The sequence below is a fragment of the Pseudomonas piscis genome, assembly GCF_009380155.1.
GTDB classification, from domain to species: Bacteria; Pseudomonadota; Gammaproteobacteria; order Pseudomonadales; family Pseudomonadaceae; genus Aquipseudomonas; species Aquipseudomonas piscis.
In genome coordinates this window covers 855,217-868,172 of the sequence record NZ_WHUV01000001.1, presented here as the reverse complement: position 1 = coordinate 868,172, position 12,956 = coordinate 855,217, and the positions used below count along the sequence as shown (strand labels likewise).

General features: G+C 64.8%; 11 protein-coding genes. 1 reads left to right on the top strand and 10 read right to left on the bottom strand.

Annotated features, from left to right (window positions below; genetic code table 11):
* Window positions 1-41: 41 nt before the first annotated feature.
* Both lysS and prfB read right to left on the bottom strand, forming a co-directional pair.
* On the bottom strand, window positions 42-1,544 hold the full coding sequence (gene lysS, locus GDH07_RS04010) for a lysine--tRNA ligase (protein WP_022642542.1): 1,503 nt from the start codon (window positions 1,542-1,544) through the stop codon (window positions 42-44).
* Between the two features lie 91 nt (window positions 1,545-1,635).
* A protein-coding gene (gene prfB, locus GDH07_RS04005) for a peptide chain release factor 2 (RefSeq protein WP_103324112.1) occupies window positions 1,636-2,731 on the bottom strand; the annotation gives its coding sequence in 2 pieces (ribosomal slippage) (window positions 1,636-2,658 and window positions 2,660-2,731; 1,095 coding nt in all).
* A gap of 188 nt (window positions 2,732-2,919) precedes the next feature.
* On the opposite strand from prfB, the gene GDH07_RS04000 reads away from it, so the two are divergent.
* Window positions 2,920-3,423, top strand: a complete 504-nt coding sequence (locus GDH07_RS04000; RefSeq protein ID WP_152896737.1) for a hypothetical protein — start codon at window positions 2,920-2,922, stop codon at window positions 3,421-3,423.
* A 5-nt stretch (window positions 3,424-3,428) separates the two neighbouring features.
* On the opposite strand, the gene GDH07_RS03995 is transcribed toward GDH07_RS04000, so the two are convergent.
* The 8 genes from GDH07_RS03995 to GDH07_RS03960 all read right to left on the bottom strand — a co-directional run bounded on the left by GDH07_RS03995 (window position 3,429) and on the right by GDH07_RS03960 (window position 12,867).
* Complete coding sequence (locus GDH07_RS03995) at window positions 3,429-4,430, bottom strand: response regulator (protein WP_053134414.1); 1,002 nt, start codon at window positions 4,428-4,430, stop codon at window positions 3,429-3,431.
* A gap of 48 nt (window positions 4,431-4,478) precedes the next feature.
* Window positions 4,479-5,489: a chemotaxis response regulator protein-glutamate methylesterase gene (gene cheB, locus GDH07_RS03990; protein WP_031320963.1), complete on the bottom strand. Its 1,011-nt coding sequence runs from the start codon at window positions 5,487-5,489 to the stop codon at window positions 4,479-4,481.
* Window positions 5,486-7,828, bottom strand: a complete 2,343-nt coding sequence (locus GDH07_RS03985) for a hybrid sensor histidine kinase/response regulator (RefSeq protein WP_152896736.1) — start codon at window positions 7,826-7,828, stop codon at window positions 5,486-5,488. The genes cheB and GDH07_RS03985 overlap by 4 nt, the downstream gene beginning before the upstream one ends.
* Window positions 7,825-8,511, bottom strand: coding sequence for a chemotaxis protein CheW (locus GDH07_RS03980; protein WP_053134408.1), 687 nt, complete (start codon window positions 8,509-8,511; stop codon window positions 7,825-7,827). The genes GDH07_RS03985 and GDH07_RS03980 overlap by 4 nt, the downstream gene beginning before the upstream one ends.
* On the bottom strand, window positions 8,508-9,782 hold the full coding sequence (locus GDH07_RS03975) for a CheR family methyltransferase (protein ID WP_152896735.1): 1,275 nt from the start codon (window positions 9,780-9,782) through the stop codon (window positions 8,508-8,510). The genes GDH07_RS03980 and GDH07_RS03975 overlap by 4 nt, the downstream gene beginning before the upstream one ends.
* On the bottom strand, window positions 9,779-10,315 hold the full coding sequence (locus GDH07_RS03970) for a chemotaxis protein CheW (protein WP_152896734.1): 537 nt from the start codon (window positions 10,313-10,315) through the stop codon (window positions 9,779-9,781). The genes GDH07_RS03975 and GDH07_RS03970 overlap by 4 nt, the downstream gene beginning before the upstream one ends.
* The gene (locus GDH07_RS03965) at window positions 10,315-11,877 is read right to left on the bottom strand and encodes a methyl-accepting chemotaxis protein (RefSeq protein ID WP_246195927.1); all 1,563 of its coding nucleotides are present in this window, start codon (window positions 11,875-11,877) and stop codon (window positions 10,315-10,317) included. Before GDH07_RS03965 ends, GDH07_RS03970 begins: the two co-directional genes overlap by 1 nt.
* 264 nt (window positions 11,878-12,141) lie before the next feature.
* Window positions 12,142-12,867, bottom strand: a complete 726-nt coding sequence (locus tag GDH07_RS03960) for a tellurite resistance TerB family protein (RefSeq protein ID WP_152896733.1) — start codon at window positions 12,865-12,867, stop codon at window positions 12,142-12,144.
* Window positions 12,868-12,956: the final 89 nt, after the last annotated feature.

Sequence of the window (12,956 nt, the reverse complement as noted above, 5' to 3'; positions counted from 1 at the left end):
AAAAAGCCGCCTGGTGAAGGCGGCTTCTCATTCACGACATGTCAGGCCTGGGGCCGCATGTGCGGGAACAGGATCACGTCGCGGATCGACGGCGAGTTGGTCAGCAGCATCACCAGGCGGTCGATGCCGATGCCTTCACCGGCGGTCGGCGGCATGCCGTATTCCAGGGCCCGCACGAAGTCGGCGTCGTAGTGCATGGCTTCGTCGTCACCGGCGTCCTTCTCGGCCACCTGGGCCAGGAAGCGCTCGGCCTGGTCCTCGGCATCGTTGAGCTCGGAATAGGCGTTGGCGATCTCGCGACCACCGATGAACAGCTCGAAGCGGTCGGTCACGGCCGGGTTGTCGTCGTTGCGACGGGCCAGTGGCGAAACTTCGAACGGGTACTCGGTGATGAAGTGCGGCTGCTCCAGCTTGTGCTCCACCAGCTCCTCGAAAATCATCACCTGCAGCTTGCCCAGGCCTTCATGGCCCAGCACCTTGGCGCCAGCCTTCTTGGCGATCTCGCGGGCGCGGTCGACATCCTGCAGGTCGGCGGCGGTCAGCTCCGGGTTGTACTTGAGGATCGAGTCGAACACCGACAGGCGTACGAACGGCTCGCCGAAGTGGAACACCTTGTCGCCGTACGGCACGTCGGTGCTGCCCAGGACCAGCTGCGCCAGCTCGCGGAACAGTTCCTCGGTGAGGTCCATGTTGTCGTTGTAGTCAGCGTAGGCCTGGTAGAACTCGAGCATGGTGAATTCAGGGTTGTGACGAGTCGAGACGCCTTCGTTACGGAAGTTGCGGTTGATCTCGAACACTTTCTCAAACCCGCCGACAACCAGGCGCTTGAGGTACAGCTCCGGCGCGATACGCAGGAACATGGCCATGTCCAGGGCGTTGTGGTGGGTTTCGAACGGCTTGGCCGCCGCGCCGCCAGGGATGGTCTGCAGCATCGGCGTCTCGACTTCGAGGAAGTCGCGCTTGGCCAGGAAGCTACGGATGTGGGCGATGACCTGGGAGCGCACGCGGAAGGTGTGGCGGGTTTCCTCGTTGACCATCAGGTCGACGTAGCGCTGGCGGTAGCGCTGCTCGGTGTCGGTCAGGCCATGGTGCTTGTCCGGCAGCGGGCGCAGCGACTTGGTCAGCAGGCGCACGTTGGTCATCTCGACGTACAGGTCGCCCTTGCCGGAACGGGCCAGGGTGCCTTCGGCGCTGATGATGTCGCCCAGGTCCCAGGTCTTCACCGCGGCCAGGGTTTCTTCCGCCAGGGTCTTGCGGTTGACGTAGACCTGGATGCGGCCGGTCATGTCCTGGATCACCATGAACGAGCCACGGTTGAGCATGATGCGACCTGCCACCTTGACCGGGATCGCCGCTGCTTCCAGCTCTTCCTTGGTCTTGTCCGCGTACTGTTTCTGCAGATCGTTGCAGTAGCTGTCGCGACGGAAGTCGTTGGGGAAGGCATTGCCTTTGGCACGCTCTGCGGCAAGTTTTTCCTTGCGCAGGGCGATCAGGGCGTTTTCTTCCTGTTGCAGGTCTTGCGCTTCGGTCTTGAGGTCGCTCATGTCGTCATTCTTTCCATCAGGTGTTCATTGCCCCTGTCGGGCAGGGCACGCGATACCGGCAATGGCCGGTATCGCGGCGGTGGTGTGCGGTTTACAGCCCCTGCTTGAGGCTCGCTTCCAGGTATTGGTCGAGGTCGCCGTCCAGGACCTTCTGGCAGTCGCTGCGCTCGACGCCGGTGCGCAGGTCCTTGATGCGCGAGTCATCCAGTACGTAGGAACGGATCTGGTGGCCCCAGCCGATGTCCGACTTGGTGTCTTCCAAGGCCTGCGAGGCGGCGTTGCGCTTCTGCATTTCCTGCTCGTACAACTTGGCCCGCAGCATCTTCATGGCGGTGTCCTTGTTGGCGTGCTGGGAACGTTCGTTCTGGCAGCTGACCACGGTGTTGGTCGGCACGTGGGTGATCCGCACCGCCGAGTCGGTGGTGTTCACGTGCTGGCCGCCGGCGCCGGAGGAGCGATAGGTATCGATGCGCAGGTCGGACGGGTTGATCTCGATCTCGACCTTGTCGTCGATCTCGGGCGAGACGAATACCGCCGAGAACGAAGTATGGCGACGGGCGCCGGAGTCGAACGGGCTCTTGCGCACCAGGCGGTGCACGCCGATCTCGGTACGCAGCCAGCCGAAGGCGTACTCGCCCTTGATGTGCACGGTGGCGCCCTTGATGCCGGCGACGTCACCCTCGGACAGTTCCATGATGGTGGCGTCGAAACCGCGCTTGTCGGCCCAGCGCAGGTACATGCGCAGCAGGATGTTGGCCCAGTCCTGGGCCTCGGTGCCACCGGAGCCGGCCTGGATGTCCAGGTAGGCGTTGTTCATGTCCATCTCGCCACTGAACATGCGACGGAACTCAAGCTGGGCCAGGGCTTCTTCCAGGCCCTGCAGCTCGGTCTCGACGTCGCTAACGGCGCCTTCGTCATTCTCTTCGACGGCCATGTCGAGCAAGTCCTTGCAGTCCGCGAGGCCACCGGACAGCTTGTCCAGGGTCTCGACGACCTGTGCCAGCATGGAGCGCTCGCGCCCCAGTGCCTGGGCGTACTCGGGCTTGTTCCAGACGTTGGGGTCTTCCAGCTCGCGGTTGACTTCGATCAGGCGGTCATGCTTTTGATCGTAGTCAAAGATACCCCCGAATGGACTGGGAACGCTCGGTCAGGTCCTTGATGGTATTCAGGATCGGGTTGATTTCCATGGATGGCAGCACTCGTTGGCGAACTTTTGAAAGCCGGCGATTATAACGGAATCACCGAATGGCGGCAGCCCGCTTGGCGGCTTTAACAACGAATAGCCACGCCAACCGGCATATCGGGAGCTCTATAATTCTGGCTCAGGCTTCATTCCCTGTTTCCCACTACCAGCAGAAACCGCCAGCGCCCCTCCATGGAAAGAACCCTCACTGATTCAGAGATCCGCCATATCCTCGCCCGGGAAAGGCGCAACCCGAGGGGCTCACGGGCAGTGGTGTACTTCATCCTCAGCCTGTTCGCCGCCATACCGCTGCTGGGCCTCGGCTTGTTCATCCACCCGCTGCTGGCCTGGGCCCTGGCCGTGCCTTTGGCGGTATTTCTCTGGTGGTGGATCTACTACCGCACCCGCGCCATGGAAAACACCGTGGGCACGCAAACCCTATGGCTGCAGGCGCAGTTCAGCGCCACCTGGGTCAACGCCCACAGAAACAGCCACTGGCGCTACGCCTTCGGTGACTATCCCATCGCCGCCAGCAACCTGATCGACAATCTGTTCAGCGCTGGAAAACTCAACACCCATGCCCAGTACAGAGTCGAAGCCGTGCTGCTGACCTGCTCGCAAACCTCGCGCCATTGCTATTACCTGCTCCCCGATACCTTTATCGAAGTACCCAGGGACCAACAGCCCGGCAACTGAAGCGGTTACTCGATCCCCACCTGATTGCGCCCATTGTTCTTGGCCAGATAGAGGCCCTTGTCCGCCGCCGAGATCAGCTGCCGGCAATGGCTGTTGGGCTGCGGAGTCATGGTCGACAGGCCGATGCTGATGGTCAGGCTGGCCCCTTCCACCGGCGCGATATGGGGGATTTTCAAGGCCTCGACGGTCTGGCGCAGCTTCTCGGCCACCAGGCGCGCACCACCCGGCGAGGTATTGGGCAGCACCAGCACGAACTCCTCGCCGCCGTAGCGCGCCGGCAGGTCGGATGGCCGGCTGCTGGCCTCGCGGATCGCCGCGGCCACCTTGCGCAGGGCTTCGTCGCCCTCCAGGTGGCCGAAGGTATCGTTGTAGGTCTTGAAGTAGTCGACGTCGATCATCAGCAGCGACAGCTGGGTCTGCTCACGCATGGCCCGGCGCCATTCCAGCTCCAGGTACTCGTCGAAGTGCCGACGGTTGGACAGCCCGGTCAGGCCGTCGGAGTTCATCAGCCGCTGCAGCACCAGGTTGGTGTCCAGCAGCTGTTGCTGGCTGACCCGTAGCGCCCGGTAAGCGGCGTCCCGCTGCAACAGGGTCATGTAGGAACGCGAGTGATAGCGGATGCGTGCCACCAGCTCGATGTTGTCCGGCAGCTTGACCAGGTAGTCGTTGGCCCCGGCGGCGAAGGCCGCGCTCTTGATCAGCGGGTCTTCCTTGGTGGACAGGACGATGATCGGGATGTTCTGGGTCGCCGGGTGGTTGCGGTACTCGCGCACCAGGGTCAGGCCGTCCAGGCCCGGCATCACCAGGTCCTGGAGGATCACCGTGGGCTTGATGCGAATCGCCTGGGCAATGGCCTGGTGTGGATCGGCGCAGAAGTGGAAGTCGATGTTTTCCTCATTCGCCAACCCACGCCGAACCGCCTCGCCGATCATGGCCTGGTCGTCCACCAGCAACACCATGGCGGCGTTTTCGTCGGTCTTGAATTCGTCGAGCTGTAAATCATTCATGGGTTGTCACCTGAAGTGCTACCTGGCCAGGACAGCTGCGTTTATCAGTCATTTGGCGAATATCTCCAGCAAACGTGGAGCGATCTTGTCCAGTGGGCGAATCTCTGCGGCGGCGCCGATGGCAGCGGCCGCCTTGGGCATGCCATACACCGCGCTGCTGTTCTGGTCCTGAGCGATGGTCAGATAACCCTGATCGCGCATCAGCTTCAAGCCCTGGGCGCCATCTCGGCCCATGCCCGTCAGCAACACGCCCACCGCATCGCCATTCCAATAACTGGCGACACTTTCAAAAAATACGTCGATGGAGGGTCGGTATATCTCGTTCACCGGCTCGGCGGTATAGGCCAGCGTGCCGTTCTTCAACAGGCGGATGTGATGGTTGGTGCCCGCCAGCAGCACCGTGCCGCTTTGTGGCGGTTCCCCTTCCCGGGCCAGGCGCACTGGCAACCCCGATGCACTGCTGAGCCACTCGGCCATGCCCGCGGCGAACACCTGGTCGACATGCTGGACCAGCACGATGGCGGCGGGAAAGTCCTTTGGCAAGCCCTTGAGCAACACTTCCAGGGCTGCCGGCCCGCCGGCCGAGGAACCGATGGCCACCAGGCTGCGGCGCGCCGCACCGTTGCGCAGGGGTTGCGGCGCGGAACGCACGCGACTGCCACTCTGGCCGATCAGCCAGCCAATATTGAGGATCTTGCGCAGCAACGGCGCCGCCGCCTCCTGGGCGTTGCCCGCCCCCACCGCCGGCGTGTCGACCACATCCAGGGCGCCGTGGCCCATGGCCTCGAACACCCGGTGCACGTTCTGCTGGCGGTCGACGGTGACAATGACGATGGCGCAGGGCGACTCGGCCATGATCCGCCGCGTGGCCTCGACCCCGTCCATCACCGGCATGATCAGGTCCATCAGGATCAGGTCCGGGGTCAGCTCGGCGCAGTACTGCACCGCTTCCGCCCCGTTGGTGGCGACCCAGACCACCTCATGGCTGGGGTCGAAGGCCAGCGCCCGGCGCAGCGCCTCCACCGCCATGGGCATGTCATTGACTATCGCTATCTTCACGCCCGCGCTCCTCCAATCAGTTCCACCACCGCATCCAGCAGGGCGTCGTCATGGAAACTGGCCTTGGCTAGATAATAGTCGGCACCGGCATCCAGTCCACGGCGCCGGTCTTCCTCACGATCCTTGTAGGACACCACCATCACCGGCAACGACTGCAGGCGATTGTCGCGACGCAGCAGCGTGACCAGTTCGATCCCATCCATGCGCGGCATGTCGATGTCGGTGATCAGCAGGTCGAAGCTTTCCGAGCGCAGGGCATTCCAGCCGTCCATGCCGTCCACGGCCACGGCCACGTCGTAGCCGCGATTGATCAGCAGCTTGCGCTGCAGTTCGCGCACCGTCAGCGAGTCGTCGACCACCAGGATCCGCTTGCGCGCGGCCTGGGCATGTTGCTGGTGATGCCGGGCGATGCGCTCCAGGCGACCGGTGTCGAGCAGCTTGTCCACCGAGCGCAGCATGTCCTCGACATCGACGATCAACGCCACCCGGCCGTCATCCAGCAGGGCACCGGCGGAAATGTCCTGGATCTTGCCCAGGCGCTCGTCCAGCGGCAGCACCACCAGGGTCCGCTCGCCGATGAAGCGCTCCACGGCGATGCCGTACACCGCCTCGCGCTCGCGGATCACCACCACCTTCAAGGTAGCCGCGCCATCCTGGGTCGCCGGCCGCTGCAACAGCTGGCTGGCGGCCACCAGGCCGACATGCCGGCCCTCGTGCCAGAAATGCTGGCGCCCCTCCACCTGGACGATGTCCTCCGGCTCCAGGTCGCGCATGCGCTCGATATGGGCCAGCGGGAAGGCATAGGCTTCGCCCCCCACCTCCACCACCAGGCTGCGCACCACCGACAGGGTCAACGGCACCTCAAGGTGGAAGCGACTGCCTTGGCCGCTGACCTGCTCCAGCACCACCGCCCCACGCAGCTGGCGCACCATGTGCTGCACCGCATCCAGGCCGACGCCCCGGCCGGAAACCTCCGTGACCTTGTCCCGCAGGCTGAAACCCGGCAGGAACAGGAACGTCAGCAACTCCTCCTCGCTGAGCTGGGCGGCAGTCTCGGCCGGTGATAGATGACGCTCGACGATGCTCAGGCGCAAGCGCTCCAGGTCCACGCCATGCCCGTCGTCGCTCAACTCCAGCACCAGCAACCCGGCCTGGTGCGAGGCCCGCAGGCGAATCACCCCCTCGGCCGGCTTGCCCGCCAGCAAGCGCTGCTCGGGCAGTTCGATGCCGTGGTCGACGGCATTGCGCAACAGATGGGTCAGCGGTGCCTCGAGCTTTTCCAGCACGTCGCGGTCGACCTGGGTCTTTTCACCCTCGATCTCCAGGCGCACCTGCTTGCCCAGGCTGCGCCCCAAGTCCCGGACCATGCGGGCCTGGCCGCCCAGCACATCGGCGAAGGGCCGCATCCGGCAGGCCAGGGCCGTGTCGTAGAGCACCTGGGCGCGCTGGCTCGCCTGCCAGCCGAACTCATCGAGCTCGGCGGTCTTTTCCGCCAGCAGCTGCTGGGACTCGGCTAGCAACCGCCGCGCATCCGCCAGGGCCTCCTGGGCCTCAAGGCCCAGGGCATGCTCCTTCAGATGCAGGTTGAGGTTCTCCAGGGCCGCCAGGCTGTTGTTCTGGATCCGCTTGAGACGCTGCATGGTGGCCAGGTACGGCTTGAGCCGCTGGGTTTCCACCAGGGATTTGCTGGACAGATCCAGCAGGCTGTTGAGCCGTTCGGCGGTGACCCGCAGTACCCGCTCACCGCCATCGGTGACCCGTCGGCCACGGCGCAGGCCCGGGACTGGTTCCTGGGCTGGCTCGTCAGGCGCCTGCGCTTCATGCTCGAGGTCGGCCAGCGTCGGCGCAGGCTCCGGCATCTGCAGCCTGGGCTCGAGCAACAGGTCCGGCAGGCCAGCAGCAACAGGCGCCGGCACGCCTGGCGCTGCCAGCTGTGGCGCGCCAGGCCCCTGGGTCAACAAGCGCTCCATCAGCGCCACATAGGCCTGGATATCCGGGGCCACCAGCTCGGCACCGCCTGGAGTGGCGACGCGCATCAACAGGTCGGTGCCCTGGAGCAAGGCGTCGATGTGCTCGGGTTGCAGATAAAGGCGCCCTTCCTGGGCACTGACCAGGCAATCCTCCATGACATGGGCGACGCTGACACCGGCATCGATCCCGACGATCCGGGCCGCGCCCTTGAGGGAGTGGGCCGCACGCATGCAGGCCTCCAGCTGGTCGGCCTGGGTCGGGTTGCGCTCCAGGGCCAGCAACCCGGCGCTGAGCACCTGGGTCTGGGCCTCGGCTTCCAGGCTGAACAGCTCCAGCAGCGAGGCGTCGCGCATTTGATCGGGGGTCATGTCAGGCTCCGGGTGACGGCCGAGAGCAATTGCTCTTCATCCAGCAAGCGCAAGCTGCGTCCTTGCCATTGCAACACGCCACGGGTGTATTTGGCATTGGCCTGGTCACCGGACGCCGAAGCGTTGTCGAGGATGCGTTCCTCGATGGCATGGATGCCATGCACCTCGTCCACCGGCACCACCACCGGGCCGCCTTCGGCACCGATGATCAGCATCCGCGGCATCACCCGGGCACTGGAGGCTATCGCCGGCGTGCTGTCGAGCCCCAGCAACTCGGTCAACGACAGGCAGGCCACCAACGCCCCGCGGACATTGGCCACCCCCAGCAAGGCTCGTGAACGCTGGTGCGGCAGGGAATGGATCGCCTGTTGCGGCGCCACTTCCAACAGACAGCGGGTAGGCAACCCCAGCCATTCCTCGCCAAGACGGAACATCAGCAGCGAGCGGCTGGCCACATCGCTGTCGGTTTCCTCGGCCACCGAGCGCTCACGGTCCTGCTGGCGCAACGAATAACGGTCCAGCAGGCGCGTGGCGGCAGCCGAATACACCGAACAGTTGCGGCAATGGATGTGCTCGGCCAGCAGAGGGCAGGACTTGTCGCCATGGATGCCGATGCGGTTCCAGCAGTCATCGATGGCCTGCGCATCTTCACGGGTCACGTCCAATGAATAGGGATGGCTCATCGTTTCAACTCACTGTCGGCGGTGCGCGAGCTACGGGCCGCGCGATCCTGCAAGCGTTGGGCGCCAGCCGCATCGCCCTGGGAGGCCAGCAACGCCGCCAGGTGGGCCAGGGCCTCGGGGTGCTGCGGCTCCAGGTACAAGGCCTTGCGATAGAAACCCTGGGCCTCCATGGCGTTGCCGGAAACATCGCTGAGCAGGCCCAGCCAGTAGAACACCTGGGCCGCCGGCTCATGCTCGCGCAGATAGCGCTCGCAAGCGGCGCGGGCCTCGGCGCTTTTGCCCTCGTTGGCCAGCGTGGCGATGCTGGCCAACAGGCTGGCGGCATCGCTGGCGGGCCGCGCGGGCTCCACCGCCGGCAAGGACGCCAGGCGGCTGGCGAAAGGGCGCTGGCGCGGCGCCGGCGGCACGATATTGCGAGACGGAATCGGCAGTGGCGGCGGCATGGGTTGCGCCAGCACCGGTACCGGCTCGGGTTCGTTGTGGCGCCTGAAGGCGAAGGACTGGGGAATGCCGATCGAGCGCATGCCCAGGCGCCCCAGCAGGCTGCCCTCGGCCGGTCCGATGAACAGCACGCCCTCCTCGTGGGTGAGGCGCTTGAGCACCTCGAACACCTGACGCTGGGTCGGCTGGTCGAAATAGATCAGCAGGTTGCGGCAAAAGACGAAGTCGAAGGCCGGCTCGGCGGCCAGCAACCCTGGCTCCATCACGTTGCCCACTTGCAGGCGCACCTGCTCGCGCACCCTCTCGCTCAGGCGATAGCGCTCGTCCTCGGCGACGAAATGCCGCTCACGAAAGCCGATGTCCTGGCCACGGAAGGAGTTCTTGCCGTAGACCGCGCTCCTGGCGCGCTCCACCGACAACGGACTGACGTCCAGGCCATCGACCTTGAACTGATGGGGCGCCAGGCCGCCGTCCAGCAGGGCCATGGCGATCGAATAGGGCTCCTCGCCGGTGGAACAGGGCAGGCTCAACAGGCGCAGGGCACGCATGCCCTTGAGTTGGGCCAGGCGCGCGGTGGCCAGCTTGACCAGGGTGGAGAAGGATTCCGGGTAACGGAAGAACCAGGTCTCGGGAACGATCACCGCCTCGATCAGGGCCTGCTGCTCTTCCCGCGAGCCCTGCAACCGCTGCCAATACTCGTCGCTGCCATGGATATACAAGGCGTTGCAGCGCTGGCGCAGCGCCCGCTCGATGATCGCCGGCCCCACGGAGGCGACATCCAGGCCGATGCGTTCCTTGAGGAAATCGAAGAACCGTTGTTCGCCGCTCATCGAAGCTCCTCGAGCGCGGCCGGATCCAGCGGCGGATTGGGAAACAGCAAGTCGCGGACCGGCGCGCCCAGCAGGTCGTCGACCCGTACCCACTGCAACAGGCCCTGCTCATCCTCCAGCACCGGCCCCAGGTAGGGCGCCTGGGAGTTGTCCAGGCCATAGGGCTGGAACCGCGCCGGATCGCAGCGCAGGGTGTCGTTGGCCTGCTCCAGCAACAGCCCCAGCACCCGGGCCGGCTGCCCGGCATCGCCGTGATAGTGCACCAGCACCAACCGCGTGCTGGTGCGCTGCTGTGCCGGACGGTCGAAGGTCAGCTGGCACAGATCGACGACCGGGACCACCACGCCACGATAGGCGAAGACCCCCGCCACCCAGGCCGGGGCCTGGGCAATGGGCTTGAGCTGCAGGCGCGGCAACACCTCCACTACGTCCACGGCGCGCAGCGCATAACGCTCGTCACCGATGCGAAAGACCAGGAACAAGACGCTCTTGGCCCCGGCAGCGCCATGGCGCTTGTGCGCGAGCTCGTCCATCAGACTTTGAAACGCGAAACGCCGCCACGCAGGCCCACGGCCACCTGGCTCAGCTCATCGATGGCGAAGCTGGCCTGGCGCAGGGACTCGACGGTCTGGCTGCTGGCATCGCCCAACTGCACCAGTGCGTGGTTGATCTGCTCGGCGCCTGTGGCCTGGGCCTGCATGCCCTCGTTGACCATCAGCACCCGCGGCGCCAGGGCCTGGACCTGGTGGATGATCTGCGACAGCTGCTCGCCCACCTGCTGCACTTCGGCCATGCCGCGCCGGACCTCTTCGGAGAACTTGTCCATGCCCATGACACCCGCCGACACCGCCGACTGGATCTCGCGAACCATCTGCTCGATGTCATAGGTCGCGACCGCCGTCTGGTCCGCCAGGCGCCGCACTTCCGTGGCCACCACGGCAAAACCGCGTCCGTACTCGCCGGCCTTCTCCGCTTCGATAGCGGCGTTGAGCGACAGCAAGTTGGTCTGGTCGGCGACCTTGGCGATGGTCACCACCACTTGGTTGATGTTGCCGGCCTTCTCGTTGAGGATCGCCAGCTTGGCATTCACCAGGTCCGCCGCGCCCATCACCGAGTGCATGGTGTCTTCCATCCGTGCCAGCCCCTGCTGGCCCGAGCCGGCGAGCACCGAGGCCTGGTCGGCGGCGCTGGAGACTTCGGTCATGGTGCGCACCAGGTCCCGCGAGGTGGCGGCGATTTCCCGCGAGGTGGCGCCGATCTCGGTGGTAGTTGCTGCGGTCTCGGTGGCCGTGGCTTGTTGCTGCTTGGACGTGGCGGCGATCTCGGTCACCGAGGTGGTGACCTGCACCGACGAGCGCTGGGCCTGGGATACCAGGGTCGCAAGTTCGCTCATCATGTCGTTGAAGCCGGTTTCCACCGCGCCGAATTCGTCCTTGCGCTCCAGGTTCAAGCGACCGCTCAAGTCGCCGGTGCGCATGATTTCCAGAATGTCGACGATACGGTTCATCGGCGACATGATCGCCCGCATCAGCAACAGGCCGCACAGGCCGGCCGCCAGGATCGCCACCAGCAGCGAAACCCCCATGCTGACCTTGGCGGCAAGCACCGCGTCATCGATCTGCGCGGCGGCCGAATCGGCCACGCCCTTGTTCTCTTCGATGATGTCGTTGAGCTTCATCCGGCCGGCAACCCAGGTGGGGGTCATTTGTTCATTGAACAGGCGGATGGCTTCAGCGGTCTGGTTGCGCCGATGCAGGTCCAGGATCGTGGCCAGGATATTGAGCAGGCTCTGGTGGTAGTTCTCGAAATCGTTGAACTCCTTCAGGTCGCTCTCGCTACGAATGCTGTCCTTGTAGCCGGCCATGTACTGCTGCAGGCGCTGCTCGAAAGCCTTGTAGTCGGCATCGTCCTGGGCGGTGACGCCCTTGCTCTGGTTCAAGCCGAGGATGGCCTGGGTGCGCAGGTAGTTGTCGACCCACGAGCCACGGATCATCGAACTGAAATAGACCCCCGGGATGGCATCGGAACGCATGCGCTCCTCTCCGGCCTCGATCTTCAACAGCCGCGAGTACGAGACGACGACCATCAGCAGCATGATGGTGATGATCACCGCAAAGCTCGCCAAAATGCGTTGGCGCAACGTCCAGTTCTTCACAGCCAGCCCTCGAACCCATTCAAAAATGGGGGGAGTATAGCCGAGGACGATCCGGGTTTTATGGGTGGTTTAACGACACAGGCAGGACTTTTGCTCAATGGGTTCAGCCGCTCTGGATAGCGGTATTGCGCAGCCCCATCCGCCCTGATCGGGCATTTCGGCAAATTCCCCAGGCAGAACCGCCATCCCTGGCCGCTTGCTGCCTCAGGCCACGCCTTGGTGTGCCTGTCGCTCCAGCTCGGCCTTGAGCCCCGGTGCCAACTGCAGTTGGCGCGCCAGCTCCTCCAGGTAGGCCTTTTCCATGAAGTGCTGGTCATCCACCAACAGCAGGCTGGCCAGGTACATCTCGGCGGCCATTTCCGGAGTACTGGCGGCCCGGGCCACATCCGCCGGGTCCAGGGGTTTGTTCAGCTCAGCGTGCAGCCAGCGCTGCAACTGCGGATCGTCGTCCAGCTTGCTGAACTCGCCTTCGATCAGCGTCCGCTCGCGCTCATCCACATGGCCATCGGCCTTGGCCGCCGCCACCAGGGCCTTGAGGATCGCCTGGCTGTGCTGTTCGGCTTGCTGCGCCGGCAGGCGATCGAGGGTCTGCGGCTCATTGCCCGGTGCGCCAGCCTGTTGCGCCTGCCAGTTGCCGTAGGCCTTGTAGGCCAGCACCCCGAGCGCGGCCAGGCCACCATAGGCCAGCGCCTTGCCGCCGAAGTTGCGGGCCTTCTTGTTGCCCAGCAACAAGCCCATGGCCCCAGCGGCCAGCGCACCGCCACCAGCCCCGGAAAGCAAGCCACCCAGGTTGCCGGTCTTGCCGCCAAGCAAGGCGCCGAGGCCCACCGGATCGCCCTGGGGCTTGGCTTGCGGGGTCGCCCCCGCCTTGTTCTGCAAAAGCTCCTGGCCCGACTTCAAGAGTTGGTCGAGCAAGCCACGGGTATTCATCTGCCACCTCCCAAGAAAAACGAGTGCACGTCGACACCTAAGGTTGCAAGCCTAGAGAGAAGTGCCCGGGTCCAGGGGGCGATAATGCT